The following is a 16,298-nucleotide window of genomic DNA, read 5'->3' as shown; positions in this document are numbered from 1 at the left end:
CGATCGGGGAGGCCGTTCGCTGCCGCAACCTGCCGGCTGTAGGCTCTCGGGCCGCTTTGTCATCGCGTATCTGGGAGTCTGTCCGATGAACGACGTAGAAGGTATATATGCAAAACGACAGTGATCATGCAGCGTTAGCGGCAAAAAAGGCAGTCAGTATTCTTCGCTATGCACAAAAGCAACTCCGTCGGACAGACTCCTAGCATCCTATCGATTTCGTATCCCAAAAAGATAGATTGCTAGGTTTAAACCCTCTTTAATCGGTTCATACTAATACTATGATACCGATTCGAGAGGGGTAATAATCATGGTGAAGCGGACTTCCAGACTGCGTTATTTTTATATCGTTTTTGCACTTATTCTATTAATCTCTTGTTGGGAAGCTCAGCGCAATAACGCTGTGGTCTACGCTTCGAATATGAACGGCGGGGCGGGGGAAGATCAGAAAGGTCTGATCCCTCAGGAATCGATTCGTCTGCGCATTCTGGCCAACTCTGATTCCCCCTCCGATCAATGGGTCAAACGCGAGGTTCGCGATGCGATCGTGGAGCAAATGAAGCAGTGGGTGACCGGTCCTCAAACCATTGACGAAGCGAGACAAACCGTTCGCGCCCATTTGCCGGAGCTCAGCGAGCTTGTCGGCGCCACGCTCAAGAAAAACGGTTTCTCCTACTCGTATCAAGTGGAGCTGGGCATCGTGCCGTTCCCGACCAAAATGTACGGCAACGAGGTGTATCCTGCCGGTGATTATGAGGCGCTTCGCGTATCGATCGGAAAAGCCGAAGGGCAAAATTGGTGGTGTGTGCTGTTCCCGCCGCTGTGCTTCGTCGACTCGGAAGTGATTGCGAAGAAAGAAGACGAAGTTCATGCGCAAGCGGTTCCGGCCGATTCCTCCGTTAAAGAAAAAGAAGCATCGGCAGGTCCTAGCGGTAAGACTGCAAGCGAAGCGAAGACGGCTGCAGTCAAGGAGTCTAAGGCCCATGCGTCTTCCGAATCGCAGGCTAAAGCGGCCGGGGGCCAACCGGTAGTTGCGGCGGTCGACGCCGAGCCGGTTCAACCGGAAATTCACTTCTTTCTGTGGGATTTATTGAAAAAGCTCGGCTCCCTGTTCGCTTGAACGATGATGAAACGGCGGCTGCGGAGCGAGAGACGCTGGAAAGCGGAAAATGCCGGGATGCGCGTAATTGCGCGTCCCATTCATAGATACGGCTTCTCGATGGATATGGTTTCCCGCCGGAGCGAATCGGCTTTGGAGCCTCCGGAGGAGCCCTCGGAAATAGGAAGATAATTGCGATAAGGATGGAATGAGGATGACGACGTACTGGAAAGTTGCAGCAGCGGATGGTCCGCGGCCGGAATGGCTTCAGGAAGCGGCCCAAGTGCTTCAGGAAGGCGGGACGGTCGCCTTTCCGACCGAAACCGTCTACGGGCTGGGAGCCGATGCGAGGCAAACCGCAGCCGTTGAACAAATCTTTGCGGCCAAAGGCAGGCCGTCCGATAACCCGCTGATCGTGCATATCGCCGACCGGTCTCAGCTGGAGGAGCTTGCGGCTTCCCCGGACGAGGCCGTTTCGCGTTTGCTCGACGCGTTCTGGCCCGGCCCCTTGACCGTCGTGCTGCCGGTCAAGCCCGGCGTTCTCTCCCCGCTGGTTACCGCGGGGCTGTCAACGGTCGGGGTGCGCATGCCCGACCACCCGGTCGCGCTGCGGCTGATCGCCGCCGCAGACTGCCCTGTCGCCGCGCCGAGCGCGAACCGCTCGGGCAGGCCCAGCCCAACACAGGCGTCGCATGTGTTGGAGGATCTCGGCGGCCGCATCGGCGGCATCGTCGACGGGGGACCGACCGGCGTCGGTCTGGAGTCGACGGTGGTGGAGTACGTGCCCGCAGCGCCTGAAGGCGAAGCCGGGGCGAGGGCTGGGGTACTCCACATCCTGCGGCCGGGTGGCGTTACCGCGGCGCAGCTGCGCGCCGCGCTGCCCGGCGTTACGGTGCGCGAGACGGCGCACCGGGAGGATGCCGCCGCGGCGCCGCGCGCGCCGGGGATGAAATACACGCACTACGCGCCGCGCGGCGTGATGACTCTCGTTCAGGGCGATGCGCCTGAACGGGTGCTCGCTCGCATCCAGCGCGAGCTCGATGCCGCCCGCGCGCGCGGGGAGCGTACCGGCGTCCTCACCTACCGTGAGCACGCCGGCGCTCTGCGCGCGGATCATGTGGTCGCCTGCGGCAGCCTCGGCGACCTGGAATCGGTGGCGCACGGCCTGTACGCCGCGCTGCGTGAGTTTGATGAAGTCGGCGCGGACTTCATTATGGCCGAAGCTTGCCTCGAGGAAGGTATCGGGGCCGCGATCATGAACCGGCTGCGCAAGGCTGCCGGAGATACGGTCATCCGCGTGTGAGGGAATTTATTTATTTTAATCTCTTAACTTGCTATCGTTAATCTTGCCATATAAGCAGGCGCAGCGATGGTTCTGCCGCGCATACGCTCCTGTTATGGAACATCTTCGGCCGCATCGCTTTGGCGCTGCGGTCCGAAGATGTTTTTTTCGTTGTTCAGGAAATGATGCGCAGCCATTTCCTGTGGAAATCCGGGTGCTGCCCCGAAAGTAAAGTCTACCCATAGAACGATCCCAGCGGGATGGTTAGACGCCGATCCAGCCTAGGCTGGATGCGGACGGAATAAGCTTCAGTGTATCACGTCACTTTTGGGGGATTTGTTCCTGCAATCATACGAGACGAGGTTACTATTGTTTCATTTCACCTTGCTGCACTCGCGCTGGCTTCTGTCCTCCCACAGATGCGGATATTTTCCGACGAAGCGGGAGATGCTTGTTGTCATAATGCTAATAAGGTCCGGAAGACAGCTGCGCGCATCTCTCCAGGGCAGGCTTTGTAAAGCAGGCGATCGGTTCCGGGAGGTCATTCAACGGAAACCAGCCTATGTCGCCGATAGCTTCCGGCTCCAAGTTACGGGCCGTGCCTTGGACGCCTTCGGCCTTGTAGATAATAGAGATCCAATGCTCGCCGTTATCCGGCCTTATCGTTTCGGCCGTGCACAGCATCGCCACGCGCTTCAGATCAAGACCGACTTCTTCGTTTACTTCGCGGAGGACGGCCTGCTCCAACGATTCATACAGCTCCAGCTTGCCTCCGGGGATGCTCCATGTTTCGGCTTCGGGATGTTTTTTGCGCAAAACCAGCAGCACCCGCCGCTCGGGATTTAGTATGACCGCGCCGACGCCGATGCGAGGGGATGAGATGCTCATAATCGGATTCCTCCTGCGATAAATGGGATGTAAGACTCATTCCGGCATTATATCACAACATCCCGATGCCCGGCTGGGCGCCCGAAGGCATGTTTCCCTACTCGTCCGCATATGTTGATTAGGAACGGGACAGGGGGTAAGGGGATATGGATTGGGCAACGCCGCTAATGCTGGGGCAATTCATTGCAATATTCATTATGGCTGTCGCCCTCGGGCTGGACGCGCTGTCGCTGGGCATAGGGATTGGCATGAAGGGCATACGGAAGCTGGATATTTTGAAGCTTAGCGTAGTGATCGCTTTGTTCCATATGCTCATGCCCCTGCTGGGGATGTTTATGGGGAGCTATGTCAGCTCGCTGCTCGGCGGCATAGCTACCAAGGCCGGCGGAGCCCTGCTCCTACTGCTTGGCGTACATATGGTATACAGCTCCCTAAAGGGAGAAGAGACGAGGTCGATCGATCACCGGACGCTATGGGGGATTACGCTGTTTGCGCTTAGCGTCAGCATCGATTCGTTCTCCGTCGGCGTATCGCTCGGCATGTTCGCCGGCGATATGGCGCTCACCGTGGTGATGTTCGGCACGGTCGGAGGGATGATGTCTATAATCGGCCTGCTGCTCGGCAGCAAAATGGGACGCTGGATAGGCGAATATGGGGAAGCCATGGGAGGCGTTATCCTGCTGGCTTTCGGCCTGCATTTTTTACTATAAGCTTGGATTTGCCAAAAATGGATGATCTCGCTGTCCCTATTTGCAGCGTTTTAAGGTACAATGATGTTAATGTACAATTTGAGAAAAAGGCAGGGAATCCCCATGAATCGAATCTTATTCGTTTGCACAGGCAATACCTGCCGCAGTCCGATGGCCGAAGGGATTCTTAGGAGGATGCTGGAGGAGCACGATTTGCGGCATATTGAAGTTCGCTCGGCCGGGGTTGCGGCATTCGACGGGTCGCCCGTGTCCAATCACGCCGCCTCGGTTTTAAAAGAAAAAGGCTTTGACGACAGCATCACCTCCAACGCTTTGACGAAGCCGCTAATGGAATGGGCCGATGTGATTTTGACGATGACTTCCGGCCATAAACAGCATGCGATCGGAAAATATCCGGAGCATATGGACAAAATTTTCACGCTGAAGGAGTTCGTCGAGGACGACCCGGGAGCGGCCGAGCGCATTGCCGAAATGGAGCGGCTGATTGCCGATCTTCAGGTTAAGCGCGCTTTGTCCCAGCAAGTTACGGACGAGGAGCGGGCGCGGATTTTAACGCTGGAACGCAGGCTGCCCGACTATGATATCGCCGACCCGTTCGGAGGCCCGTTATCGCTGTACCGCGAGTGCGCCGCCGAAATTGAAGGGGCGCTTGTCAAGCTGATTGCGAAGCTTAAAAATTAAACGCGCAGGTTCGCGCTTAGAGCCGTTTTAGGCTTTACAGGAAACGTCATTTCCGTTATGATAAGGGTACATGAACAGACCCGGTGTAACTGGCGACGAGTGGGAGTAACCACAGTGGAGCATCGGGGTATACGGCCGGTCGCCTGGGCAAAGAGCATCGTCGTGCTGATATCAGCACGCAGTATGCTCTTTTTTCGTGTTTCAGCCATATTTCGGGTATAATGAAGCTAACTATGGTTAGGAGGCTAAAGACACATGAAAATTGCAATGGGAGCAGACCACGCGGGAGTTCGTTTGAAGGATGAATTGATTGGGTTTATCGAATCGCTCGGGCATCAGGTCACCGATCTGGGCTGTAATTGTTCGGATTCCGTCGATTATCCGGATTATGCGATTGCGGTATGCGATCAAGTCGTTGCCGGCCAAGCGGACAAAGGGATTCTGATCTGCGGAACGGGGATCGGCATGACGATCGCCGCGAACAAGGTGCCGGGCATTCGCTGTGCGCTGGTTCACGACTTATTCTCCGCTAAAGCGACGCGAGAGCACAACGATACGAATGTGCTTGCGATGGGCGAGAGAGTGATCGGGCCGGGAGTCGCGCAGGAGATTGTGAAAATCTGGCTCGAAACCGAATTTTCGCAAGGGGAACGCCATCAAAACCGGATCAATAAAGTCAAAGCATTGGAAGACAAGTACGCGATTCATCCTTAAGCGGGCAGCTTGACAGGAAGAGGCGATGATCTTGAACAACAGCGAACATTCCGGTCTTGACGTATCAACAGGTTCCGACGCACTGGATTTTGGCGCGATTCGCGCTCCGATGGAACAAGCGCTTCGCGAGCTGGTCCGGGCGGGCGGCATTCAGCCGGGGCAAATTGTCGTGTTCGGGACAAGCACGAGCGAGGTGCTCGGCAAGCACATCGGCACATCCGGAACGGAGCGGGTTGCCGAGCAGTTGTTTGCCGCAATAGAGACGGTGCGTGCCGAATCCGGCTTTTACCCCGCGTTTCAATGCTGCGAGCATCTGAACCGCGCGCTGGTCGTGGAGCGGGCAGCGATGCGGGAGTATCGGCTGGAGCAGGTTGCGGTCGTACCGGTGCCCCGCGCCGGCGGTTCTATGGCGTCCTACGCTTTCAAGCATCTGAAGGACGCCTTGGTCGTGGAGACGATCGAAGCCCATGCCGGTATCGATATCGGCGGCACGCTGATCGGCATGCATCTGAAGCGGGTGGCGGTCCCTCTTAGACCGTCCATACGGATGATCGGTCAAGCGTATGTGCAGATGGCCTATACGCGTCCTAAGCTGATTGGCGGCGCTCGGGCCGTCTATACGGCGGAACCGGACGGCGAGGGGACGTGCTCCTGACCGCTTGCCGGCCGCCGGAGGAACGAATCGGTTTATAACATAAAAGGCAATACCTGCATGAACAGGATTCATTTTAAATCTATCTCATGATCATAAAGGAGGATTTATCCGTGGAACAATTACGCAAACAAGACCCGAAAATCGTCGAGGCTATGAATCTTGAAATTGGCCGCCAGCGCGATAAAATCGAACTGATCGCTTCCGAAAACTTTGTCAGCGAAGCCGTTATGCAAGCTATGGGCACCGTCCTGACGAACAAATATGCCGAAGGTTATCCGGGCAGACGCTACTACGGCGGCTGCGAATACGTCGACATCGTCGAAGAGATCGCACGCGACCGCGCTAAAGAATTGTTCGGCGCAGAACATGCGAACGTGCAGCCTCACTCCGGCGCGCAAGCGAACATGGCGGTTTATTTGGCTGCGCTGCAGCCCGGAGATACCGTGCTCGGCATGAACCTGGCGCACGGCGGCCATTTGACGCACGGCAGCCCGGTCAACGCTTCCGGTCTCTTGTACAACTTCGTCGCTTACGGCGTCAGAGAATCCGATTCCCGGATCGATTATGACGAAGTCCGCAAAGCGGCGTTCAAGCATAAGCCCCGCATGATCGTTGCCGGAGCGAGCGCTTATCCGCGTATGATCGACTTCGAAGCATTGGGCCAGATCGCTAACGATGTCGGTGCTCTCTTGATGGTCGATATGGCGCACATCGCCGGCCTTGTAGCGGCAGGCTTGCACCAGAATCCGGTTCCTTACGCTCATTTCGTCACGACGACGACGCACAAGACGCTGCGCGGTCCTCGCGGCGGTATGATCCTGTGCCGCAAGCCATGGGCGGCGGCTATCGATAAAGCGGTATTCCCGGGCACGCAAGGCGGACCGCTGATGCATACGATCGCGGCCAAAGCCGTATCGTTCGGCGAAGCGCTGCAGCCTGAGTTCAAAACGTATGCGCAAAACGTCGTCAACAACGCCAAAACGCTGGCCGAGTCGTTGATCGCCGAAGGCGTCGATCTCGTATCCGGCGGTACCGACAACCACTTGATGCTGATCGACCTGCGCAATTTGAACATTAGCGGTAAAGACGCCGAGCATCTGCTTGACGAAGTGGGCGTTACGGTCAACAAAAACGCGATTCCGTTCGATCCGGCGAAGCCGATGATCACAAGCGGTATCCGCGTGGGCACTCCGGCCGCTACATCCCGCGGCATGGATCAAGAAGCGATGAAGACGATCGCCAAAATTATCGCTTTGACTTTGAAAAATCCTGCCGATGCGGCAGTGCATGACAAAGCGCGCGGCATGGTTAAAGACTTGACCGCTCAATTCCCGCTGTATCCCGGACTTTCTTACTAACATTTAGCCTTGCACAGAGCCGGCGCCGCCGTTTGGTGGCCGTCGGCTCTTTTTTGTTGTCGCGGTCGACGCAAGCGGGCGCATTTCCGCGAAAAAAACAGCTTGTCGGGCAACCCGGTGCTTGTCCAACCCGGAGGCGGTCTAGTACAATGAATACCAGGACTTTACTTTCGTTTTGGAGGAGGAAGGCAACGGATGGATTCGGTACAAACCGCAGGTTACTTTGGGGAATTTGGGGGCAGTTTTATTCCTCCCGAGCTTCAAGAAGTGATGGATTATTTGACGGAGCAGTTCGAGAAATATAAGAACGATCCGGAGTTTGTTCAGGAGTTTCAATACTACTTGAGAGAATACGTCGGCCGGGAAAATCCGCTTACGTATGCCCAGCATTTGACGGAGAAGCTCGGCGGCGCGAAAATTTATTTAAAGCGCGAAGATTTGAACCATACCGGCTCGCATAAAATTAACAATGTGCTGGGACAAATTCTGCTTGCCAAGCGGATGGGCGCGAAGCGCATCATCGCGGAAACGGGAGCGGGCCAGCACGGGGTCGCTACGGCGACGGTATGCGCGATGTTCGATATGGATTGCACGATTTATATGGGTGCCGAGGACACGCGCCGCCAGGCTTTGAACGTATTTCGCATGGAGTTGCTGGGAGCGAAGGTGGTTGCCGTAGATAAAGGCCAAGGCAGACTGAAGGATGCGGTGGACGAGGCGCTGGGGGATCTGGTGCAAAACTACCGGAACACCTTCTATTTGCTAGGATCGGCCGTAGGTCCCCATCCGTTCCCGACGATGGTCAAGCATTTTCAATCGGTCATCAGCGAGGAATCCAAACGTCAAATTATGGAGAAGGAAGGCCGGCTGCCGACCGCCGTACTGGCCTGCGCCGGCGGCGGAAGCAACGCGATCGGCTCGTTCGCCCACTACATCGATGAACCGTCGGTTCGTTTGATCGGTGTGGAACCGGACCAGGCGCCGACGTTATCGGAAGGCGTTCCGGGCATTCTGCACGGCTTCAAATGCCTCGTGCTGCTCGATGAGAACGGCGAGCCGCGCAAAACCTACTCGATTGCGGCCGGGCTGGATTATCCGGGCATCGGGCCGGAGCACAGCCATTTGAAGACAAGCGGGCGCGCGGAATATTACACGGTAACGAACGAGGAAGTGCTGAACGCCTTCCAAGTGCTGTCCAAAACCGAAGGCATCATTCCGGCGCTGGAGAGCGCCCATGCCGTAGCCTATGCATTGAAGCTCGCTCCCGAGCTGAGCCGCGACGATATTCTGATCGTTAATCTGTCCGGCCGGGGAGACAAGGATGTGGAACAAGTGTTCCATATGCTGCAGAACCAGTAAGACGTCAATCCATAAGCCCCCTTTCCGCGGCGGTATGCTGTGCATTCGGCCGTCGGAAGGAGGCTTTTTTGCCGCGCGGGGGGGCTATTAGGCAGTTCAACGAACGAGACGGCAAAAATGACAACTTGTTAGGATAACGACTTGCAATTGTGGTATAATAGACAAGATTTGGCGTAAAGGGGACTTACTATGGGAAAAGTATTTGTATGCGATCATCCGCTAATCCAGCATAAGCTGACTTATATCCGGGATGCGTCGACCACCACCAAAGATTTTCGAGAACTTGTCGATGAAGTGGCCACCCTGATGGCTTACGAGATTACCAGAGACATTCCTTTGCAGAAGGTGCAGGTTCAGACGCCTGTAGCCACCGCAGAGTGCCGCGTCATCTCCGGGCGGATGCTAGGGCTGATTCCCATTTTGCGCGCGGGGCTTGGCATGGTAGACGGTATTTTGAAGCTCGTACCGGCGGCCAAAGTCGGCCATATCGGTCTGTACCGCGATCCGGATACGCTCGAGCCGGTAGAGTATTATGCGAAGCTGCCTACCGATGTTCAGGAGAGAGAACTGATTGTGATCGATCCGATGCTGGCCACCGGAGGCTCGGCGAATGCGGCGATCACCGCGCTGAAGAGCAGAAACTGCACGCAGATGAAGCTGATGTGCCTGATTGCGGCGCCGGAAGGCATCCAGGCCGTACAGAAAGCGCATCCGGATGTAGATATTTATGTGGCCGCCATCGACGATTATTTGGACGACCATGGGTACATTATCCCTGGGCTCGGCGATGCGGGCGACCGCTTGTTCGGAACAAAATAATATCGGAACGAAATCATTTAGGGGAACGAAACCTGAGGGGGAACCGGGCATGAGCAAGTTGAAAGTATTCACTATCTTCGGGACCAGACCCGAGGCGATCAAGATGGCTCCGCTCGTGCTGGAGCTGCAAAAGCATCCGGAACAGATCGAATCGCTCGTATGCGTGACGGCGCAGCACCGCGAGCTGCTCGATCAGGTGCTCGATACGTTCGGTATTAAGCCGGATTACGATCTGGACGTCATGAAAGACCGGCAGACGCTTAACGAGATCACGATTCGCGTACTGCAGGGGCTGGACCCCGTATTCCGCGAGGAAAAGCCGGATCTTGTGCTCGTGCACGGCGATACGCTGACGACCTTTTTGGCGAGCTATGCCGCCTTCATGCAGCAAATCAATGTGGGTCACGTAGAAGCGGGACTTCGCACATGGAACAAACTGTCGCCGTATCCGGAAGAGATGAACCGTCAGTTGACCGGCGTGCTGTCGGATCTTCATTTTGCTCCGACCGATCTGTCGGCGAGCAATTTGCGTAAGGAGAACAAGCCGGAGGCGTCCATCTTCATTACGGGCAATACCGTAACCGACGTATTCCAGTATACCGTGCGGGAAGATTTCCAGCATCCCGTGCTGGAGTGGGCGAAGGGCAAGCGTCTTATCCTGATGACCGCTCACCGCCGGGAAGCGCAGGGAGAGCCGCATCGGCAAATTTTCCGCGCCGTCCGCCGGATCGCCGACGAATTCGACGATATCGCGATCGTCTATCCGGTACACCCGAGCCCTGCCGTGAAGGAGCCGGCCCACGAGATGCTCGGAGACCATCCGCGCATTAAGCTGATTGATCCGTTAGACGTATTCGAGCTGCATAATCTGTATCCGCAAACCTACATGATTATGACCGATTCCGGCGGTCTTCAGGAAGAAGCCCCGTCCTTCGGCATCCCTGTGCTGGTACTGCGCGATACGACCGAGCGTCCCGAGGGAATCGATGCGGGCACGCTGGAGCTCGTAGGAACGAACGAAGAGAAGGTGTACGAGCGGGCCAAAGCGCTGCTCACCGACCGCGATTTGTATGAAAAAATGAGCCGGGCGGCGAATCCGTACGGGGACGGAAAAGCGTCGGAACGTATCGTTCAAGCCATCCTTTACCATTTCGGACGAGGCTCCGCAAGGCCTGAACCGTTTCAACCGTGACAATCTCATGACAAACGTTACAGCGTACAGTTACACTGTTTGGTTTGAAATCGCAAAAAACCTTGATACATCAAGGTTTTTGTGATTTTGATCACTGTTAGTTAACAAACTTCGGTAATTGACAAAAATGATACTGCTCCGATAAAATATACTAGGATTGATAAGGGTGGCTTATGAAAAACCAGCGATTTGATGATGATCCATGGCGCGCTGTAGCTTTAGTGAGTGCAATTGGTGCGGATTTAATCGTATGCATGTTGGCCGGTTACTGGATAGGCAATCTGCTCCGTGACTGGACCGGCGGCCAGTCGATCTGGTTGGTGGCCGGGATTATGTTTGGTTTTTTCGTAGGTGTTTTCAGTGTCATCCTCATACTTCGTAAGTACACAGGGGGCTCTAATGGATGATTTCTCTGCCCATCTGAAAACGGTTCAACGAATGACCATATTTTTTTTGTCCTTCTGCTTTATGGGATGGGCCGTTTTGCCTGCCTACCGCGTATACTTTGCCGGACTCATTCTCGGCACGGTCGTCAGCATGATCAACTCACGGTACTTGGCCTGGAAAATCGAGCAGTTGACCAAAGCGGTCGTGGAAAAATCGAACCGGAAAGTGAATTTGGGCTTCATTACCCGCGCTTCCGTTTCGCTGTTAGCCGTTTTAATGGCCTACAAGTATGAGCAGCAGGTTGCATTTTCGACAACGCTGGCAGGGTTATTTTTCGTACAGATGGCAACACTCCTATTGGGTATTATTTCTACTTTAAAGGCAAGGAAGAAGTAAAACATTATTTTGGGAAAGGGGTGAAACAAACTGCATGCATGAATTGCCCATTATTACATTAGGCGGTATCAGATTCGATTTGTCCGCGATCATCATGATCGTCGTAACCAGCTTGATCGTATTTATTTTGGCAAAAGTGGGCACCAGCCGCTTGTCCGTTGACAAACCGGGGAAAATGCAGAATTTTGTCGAGTGGATCGTTGAGTTCGTTCATGGATTGATTGCCAGCACAATGGATATGAAAAAAGGAAAGTCGTTCCTTATGCTCGGCATTACCTTGATCATGTTTATCTTCGTTGGCAATATGCTTGGTTTGCCGTTAGGGATTACAACGGAGGTAACTTCTCCGCTGCCGGGTCTTGGCATTACGGAGCAAGTGTTCAACGAGGCTCACGAGAAAGGTCAGCACCTTGCTATCGCTTGGTGGAAGTCGCCTACAGCTGACGTTGCCGTTACTATGGCTTTGGCTCTGATGGTTATCGTGATGTCCCATTACCTGGGCTTGACCCGCAACACGAAGCATTACCTGAAACACTATGTGGAACCGCATTGGGCGATGTTCCCGCTGAACGTGATCAAAGAGGTTTCCAAACTCTTGACGCTCGGCTTGCGGTTATTCGGTAACATTTATGCCGGCGAGGTTCTGATCGGCGTTATCTTGATGGCAGGACCGTTGGGAGTTATTCCGCTGATCGTATGGCAAGGGTTCTCCGTTTTCGTCGGTGCCATTCAGGCGTTCGTCTTTACCATTTTGACAATGGTATACTTGTCTCAGGCTATTGAGCACAAAGAAGATCACTAAATCAAACACAGTCTTTACTACAGGCTGATTGATCCAATAAAAAACATTTAACCATTTTGAGGAGGATTTTATCCATGGAATTTCTTGCAGCAGCAATTGCGATTGGTTTGGGTGCGCTTGGCGCAGGTATCGGTAACGGTTTGATCGTAGGTCGTGCAATCGAAGGTATTTCCCGTCAGCCAGAGCTTCGCGGTACGCTTCAAACGACAATGTTTATCGGGGTAGGTCTTGTCGAGGCATTGCCGGTTATCTCCCTCGTATTTGCGTTACTGTTCACTTTCGTATTGAAATAGTTCGATGGGCGGGGAAGCCTTGTAGCCTCCGCCTTCGTTTTGCCCATAGCAAGCTGTGCGTGGCCCTCTCGGGCTGAACAGTAACCAGTAAACCTCTCAGAAGGGAGTGACACTTAGATGAATTTTATTCCGTCTACGTTTATTATTCAGCTTATCGCGTTTCTGGTTCTTTACTTCCTGCTGAGCAAATATGCTTTCGGTCCTTTGTTCGGTATGATGGAAAAACGCAGAACGCATATCCAAGATCAAATTCAAAGCGCGGAACAAAACCGCAAAGAATCCGAACAACTGCTGAACGAGCAAAAAGAAGCGATTCAACAAGCTCGCAAAGAAGCTTACGATATGATCGAGCAGGCGAAAGTGACCAGCTCCAAGCAGGCGGATGAGATCATCCTGCAGGCTAAAAACGAAGCTACCCGCTTGAAAGACGAGGCGCTTCGCGATATCGAGAACGAGAAGAACAAGGCGATTGCCGCACTTCGCAGCCAAGTGAGCGCGATGTCCGTTATGATCGCATCGAAAATTATCGAAAAACAAATCGACGAGAAATCTCAAGAGCAGTTGGTTGAGCATTACCTGAAAGAGGTAGGAGGCAACCAATGAGCCAGGATACGATCGTAGCCAAAAGATATGCGAAAGCGCTGTTCGAGCTTGCGCAAGAGCAAAACTTGATCGCGCAGGTGGAAGAGGAGCTGCAGTCCGTAGCTGCGGTTCTGAGAGATAACGGCGATTTCGCGAAGCTTGTTAAGCATCCGGGAATCGGAGCCGAAGCGAAAGCGACGATGCTCAAGTCGATTTTTGAAGGCAAGCTGTCGGCAATTACGTTTAACACGCTGCTGCTTCTTGTCGAAAAGGGCAGAGAAGAGCTGCTGGACGCGCTGGCAACGTATTTTACGGCGATTGCAAGCGACGCGCTCGGTCAAGCGAAAGCTACCGTCTATACGCCGGTGGATTTGTCCGAAACGGAGCTTGGCAGCATCGCGGCAAAATTCAGCGCAGTGACAGGCAAACAAATCCGTGTCGAATCGGTTCTCGATAAAAGCTTGCTCGGCGGCATTCAAGTGCGCATCGGCGACCGTCTGTATGACGGAAGCTTGGCCGGCAAGCTTGAACGGTTGAAAAAAACGTTGAATCAATCTCAAGCACTGTAGATAGGGGTGAGGAAGTTTGAGTATCAAACCGGAAGAAATCAGCACGCTGATTAAGCAGCAGATTGAACAATATAAATCCGAAATCCAAGTCGTTGACGTTGGTACGGTGATTCAGGTTGGTGACGGTATCGCTCGCGCTCACGGCTTGGAGAACGCCATGGCGGGCGAATTGCTTGAGTTTCCTAACGGGGTACTGGGCTATGTGTTTAACCTCGAGGAAAGCAACGTAGGTATCGTTATTTTGGGGCCTTTCAAGGATATCCGCGAAGGCGACCAAGTCAAACGCACAGGCCGCATTATGGAAGTTCCCGTAGGGGAAGAACTGATCGGCCGCGTAGTAAATCCGCTGGGACAACCGGTCGACGGCAAAGGTCCTATCAATGCGTCGGCTTTCCGTCCTATTGAATCCCCGGCTCCAGGCGTTATGGCCCGTAAATCGGTTCATGAGCCTATGCAAACCGGTATTAAAGCGATCGACGCGATGATTCCTATCGGCCGCGGTCAGCGGGAATTGATTATCGGCGACCGTCAAACGGGTAAAACGGCGATTGCGATCGATACGATCATCAACCAAAAAGGCAACGGCGTAAAATGTATTTACGTTGCGATCGGCCAAAAGCAATCCACCGTCGTTAACGTAGTGGAAACACTGCGCAAAGCCGGCGCTATGGATTATACCATCGTCGTAACGGCAAGTGCTTCCGAGCCTGCTCCGATGCTGTGGCTTGCTCCTTTCGCAGGCTGCGCAATGGGCGAATATTTCATGTACAAAGGCGAGCACGTGCTGATCGTTTATGACGACTTGTCCAAACAAGCGGCTGCATACCGCGAGCTGTCCTTGCTGCTCCGCCGTCCTCCGGGTCGGGAAGCTTATCCGGGCGACGTTTTCTACCTGCACTCCCGTTTGCTCGAGCGTGCAGCTAAGCTGAGCGATGAGCTTGGCGCCGGATCGCTGACCGCGCTTCCGTTCATCGAAACGCAAGCCGGCGACGTATCCGCCTATATCCCAACGAACGTAATTTCGATTACGGACGGTCAGATCTTCCTTGAGTCCGACCTGTTCTACTCCGGTCAACGTCCGGCGGTTAACGTCGGTATCTCCGTATCCCGGGTAGGTAGCTCCGCTCAAATCAAAGCGATGAAAAAGGTTGCCGGTACGCTCAAAACCGACCTTGCCCAATACCGTGAGCTGGCTGCGTTCGCAGCGTTCGGTTCCGATTTGGACAAAGCGACCAAAAATCGTTTGGACCGCGGTCTGCGTACGCTGGAAATTTTGAAGCAGGGCGTTCACCAGCCGCTTCCGGTTGAGAAGCAAGTCGTTTCGATCTACACCGTCGTAAGAGGCCATCTGGACGATCTGCCGGTGCAAGACGTTCGCCGTTTCGAATCGGAATTCCTGGCGTTCCTCGAATCCAACCATGCCGGAGTCCTGCAAAATATCCGCGACACGAAAGATTTGACGTCGGATAACGAAAACGCATTGAAAGATGCGATTGCGCAGTTCAAAAAAGGATTCGCGCCATCCGCGTAGCATATAAAACCATCGGAGCTTCTCGGCTGAGAAGCTCGGTGTTCCATTATAAGTCTTTTAACAGGCTTTTCGAGTGAAGGCTTTCCTCCAGGCGGGGGAAGCTTCGAGAGAGAGGTGAACAGGCATGGCAAAAGGGATGCGCGAGATTAAGCGCGAGATTAAGTCCAAACAAAGCACGAAGCAGATTACCAAAGCGATGGAGATGGTCGCCGCTTCCCGTCTGAGAAGAGCGCAGGAGGCAGCGGAAGCAGCACGTCCTTATGCGGATAAGCTGAAGGAAGTGGTCGGAAGCATCGCTGCGGGAACGAAAGGCGTTAAGCATCCGATGCTGCAAAACCGCGAGGTAAAGAGAACCGGTTATTTGGTGGTAACCTCGGACCGCGGCTTGGCCGGCGGGTACAATGCGAACGTGCTTCGTAAAGTAATGGCTGAAATCAAAGAGAGACATAGTTCTCCGAGCGAGTACGCCGTCTTTGTCATCGGACGTAAAGGAAGAGATTTCTTTAACAAGCGCAACATTTCGATCGTTGAGGAAGTCGTAGGTCTTTCCGATTCGCCGACATTTGCAGACATAAGACCGGTTGCCGCCGCTGCAGTGAAGAATTTCGAGAACGGTTCTTACGACCAGTTATACCTGGTGTATAACAAGTTCGTGAATGCAATTACTCAAATACCGACAATGAAGCAGCTTCTGCCGATGGAAGATATGAGCGGAGCGGTAGTGTCCAACTACGAGTACGAGCCTTCTCCGGAGGGCGTGTTGGAAGTGCTTCTGCCTAAATATGCGGAAACGTTGATCTACAGCGCGGTTCTGGACGGTAAAGCGAGCGAGTTCGGCGCGAGAATGACCGCGATGAGCAACGCGACCAAGAACGCGACGAAGATGATCAGCGGATTGACCTTGTCTTATAACCGTGCGCGGCAGGCGGCGATCACTCAGGAAATCTCTGAGATCGTTGCGGGTGCGAACGCACAAGCATAGAA

General features: G+C 54.2%; 19 protein-coding genes and 1 riboswitch. Of the genes, 18 read left to right on the top strand and 1 reads right to left on the bottom strand.

Annotated elements, in window-relative coordinates; all coding sequences use genetic code 11:
• Window positions 1–307 precede the first annotated feature (307 nt).
• Both spoIIR and N0M98_RS07630 read left to right on the top strand, forming a co-directional pair.
• On the top strand, window positions 308–1,117 hold the full coding sequence (gene spoIIR, locus N0M98_RS07635) for a stage II sporulation protein R (RefSeq protein WP_259617451.1): 810 nt from the start codon (window positions 308–310) through the stop codon (window positions 1,115–1,117).
• Between the two features lie 193 nt (window positions 1,118–1,310).
• Window positions 1,311–2,399, top strand: a complete 1,089-nt coding sequence (locus tag N0M98_RS07630) for an L-threonylcarbamoyladenylate synthase (protein ID WP_259617450.1) — start codon at window positions 1,311–1,313, stop codon at window positions 2,397–2,399.
• A 444-nt stretch (window positions 2,400–2,843) separates the two neighbouring features.
• Here N0M98_RS07630 and N0M98_RS07625 read toward each other — a convergent pair whose 3' ends face one another.
• Complete coding sequence (locus tag N0M98_RS07625; RefSeq protein WP_259617449.1) at window positions 2,844–3,266, bottom strand: NUDIX domain-containing protein; 423 nt, start codon at window positions 3,264–3,266, stop codon at window positions 2,844–2,846.
• 146 nt (window positions 3,267–3,412) lie between these two features.
• On the opposite strand from N0M98_RS07625, the gene N0M98_RS07620 reads away from it, so the two are divergent.
• The 16 genes from N0M98_RS07620 (at window position 3,413) to atpG (ending at window position 16,296) form a co-directional block, all read left to right on the top strand.
• On the top strand, window positions 3,413–3,976 hold the full coding sequence (locus tag N0M98_RS07620; protein ID WP_249860216.1) for a manganese efflux pump MntP: 564 nt from the start codon (window positions 3,413–3,415) through the stop codon (window positions 3,974–3,976).
• A gap of 102 nt (window positions 3,977–4,078) precedes the next feature.
• The gene (locus N0M98_RS07615; RefSeq protein WP_259617448.1) at window positions 4,079–4,657 is read left to right on the top strand and encodes a low molecular weight protein arginine phosphatase; all 579 of its coding nucleotides are present in this window, start codon (window positions 4,079–4,081) and stop codon (window positions 4,655–4,657) included.
• Between the two features lie 75 nt (window positions 4,658–4,732).
• Window positions 4,733–4,813, top strand: a riboswitch (ZMP/ZTP riboswitch).
• A 99-nt stretch (window positions 4,814–4,912) separates the two neighbouring features.
• Window positions 4,913–5,371, top strand: a complete 459-nt coding sequence (gene rpiB, locus N0M98_RS07610) for a ribose 5-phosphate isomerase B (protein WP_249860214.1) — start codon at window positions 4,913–4,915, stop codon at window positions 5,369–5,371.
• Window positions 5,372–5,396: 25 nt separating this feature from the next.
• Window positions 5,397–6,026 carry a TIGR01440 family protein gene (locus N0M98_RS07605; protein ID WP_375295456.1) on the top strand — a complete coding sequence of 210 codons (630 nt, stop codon included), beginning with the start codon at window positions 5,397–5,399 and terminating at the stop codon, window positions 6,024–6,026.
• A 110-nt stretch (window positions 6,027–6,136) separates the two neighbouring features.
• Window positions 6,137–7,384 (top strand): serine hydroxymethyltransferase, encoded by a 1,248-nt coding sequence (gene glyA, locus N0M98_RS07600; protein ID WP_249860213.1) that lies wholly within the window; start codon window positions 6,137–6,139, stop codon window positions 7,382–7,384.
• A gap of 195 nt (window positions 7,385–7,579) precedes the next feature.
• The gene (trpB, locus tag N0M98_RS07595; protein ID WP_249860212.1) at window positions 7,580–8,743 is read left to right on the top strand and encodes a tryptophan synthase subunit beta; all 1,164 of its coding nucleotides are present in this window, start codon (window positions 7,580–7,582) and stop codon (window positions 8,741–8,743) included.
• 189 nt (window positions 8,744–8,932) lie between these two features.
• A complete protein-coding gene (upp, locus tag N0M98_RS07590) occupies window positions 8,933–9,562 on the top strand; it encodes a uracil phosphoribosyltransferase (protein WP_259617447.1) in 630 nt (209 codons plus the stop codon).
• Between the two features lie 49 nt (window positions 9,563–9,611).
• Window positions 9,612–10,754, top strand: coding sequence for a non-hydrolyzing UDP-N-acetylglucosamine 2-epimerase (gene wecB / locus N0M98_RS07585; protein WP_249860210.1), 1,143 nt, complete (start codon window positions 9,612–9,614; stop codon window positions 10,752–10,754).
• A gap of 173 nt (window positions 10,755–10,927) precedes the next feature.
• Window positions 10,928–11,161, top strand: a complete 234-nt coding sequence (locus N0M98_RS07580; protein WP_249860209.1) for an AtpZ/AtpI family protein — start codon at window positions 10,928–10,930, stop codon at window positions 11,159–11,161.
• On the top strand, window positions 11,154–11,537 hold the full coding sequence (locus tag N0M98_RS07575; protein WP_249860208.1) for an ATP synthase subunit I: 384 nt from the start codon (window positions 11,154–11,156) through the stop codon (window positions 11,535–11,537). Before N0M98_RS07580 ends, N0M98_RS07575 begins: the two co-directional genes overlap by 8 nt.
• Before the next feature lie 34 nt (window positions 11,538–11,571).
• Entirely contained in the window at window positions 11,572–12,339 is a 768-nt protein-coding gene (atpB, locus tag N0M98_RS07570; RefSeq protein ID WP_249860207.1) for a F0F1 ATP synthase subunit A, read from the top strand.
• A gap of 74 nt (window positions 12,340–12,413) precedes the next feature.
• A complete protein-coding gene (gene atpE / locus N0M98_RS07565) occupies window positions 12,414–12,632 on the top strand; it encodes a F0F1 ATP synthase subunit C (RefSeq protein ID WP_144847632.1) in 219 nt (72 codons plus the stop codon).
• A 117-nt stretch (window positions 12,633–12,749) separates the two neighbouring features.
• On the top strand, window positions 12,750–13,235 hold the full coding sequence (atpF, locus tag N0M98_RS07560) for a F0F1 ATP synthase subunit B (RefSeq protein WP_249860206.1): 486 nt from the start codon (window positions 12,750–12,752) through the stop codon (window positions 13,233–13,235).
• The gene (locus N0M98_RS07555; protein ID WP_259617446.1) at window positions 13,232–13,783 is read left to right on the top strand and encodes a F0F1 ATP synthase subunit delta; all 552 of its coding nucleotides are present in this window, start codon (window positions 13,232–13,234) and stop codon (window positions 13,781–13,783) included. Before atpF ends, N0M98_RS07555 begins: the two co-directional genes overlap by 4 nt.
• Window positions 13,784–13,799: 16 nt before the next feature.
• Window positions 13,800–15,314, top strand: coding sequence for a F0F1 ATP synthase subunit alpha (gene atpA / locus N0M98_RS07550; RefSeq protein ID WP_249860204.1), 1,515 nt, complete (start codon window positions 13,800–13,802; stop codon window positions 15,312–15,314).
• A 124-nt stretch (window positions 15,315–15,438) separates the two neighbouring features.
• Window positions 15,439–16,296: an ATP synthase F1 subunit gamma gene (atpG, locus tag N0M98_RS07545; protein ID WP_249860203.1), complete on the top strand. Its 858-nt coding sequence runs from the start codon at window positions 15,439–15,441 to the stop codon at window positions 16,294–16,296.
• The last annotated feature ends 2 nt before the right edge of the window (window positions 16,297–16,298 follow it).

Origin of the sequence: Paenibacillus doosanensis (assembly GCF_025060755.1) — a bacterium.
Classification (GTDB): domain Bacteria; phylum Bacillota; class Bacilli; order Paenibacillales; family NBRC-103111; genus Paenibacillus_S; species Paenibacillus_S doosanensis.
Note: the sequence above shows the minus strand (reverse complement) of the source record. Positions and strands in the feature narration are given on the sequence as shown.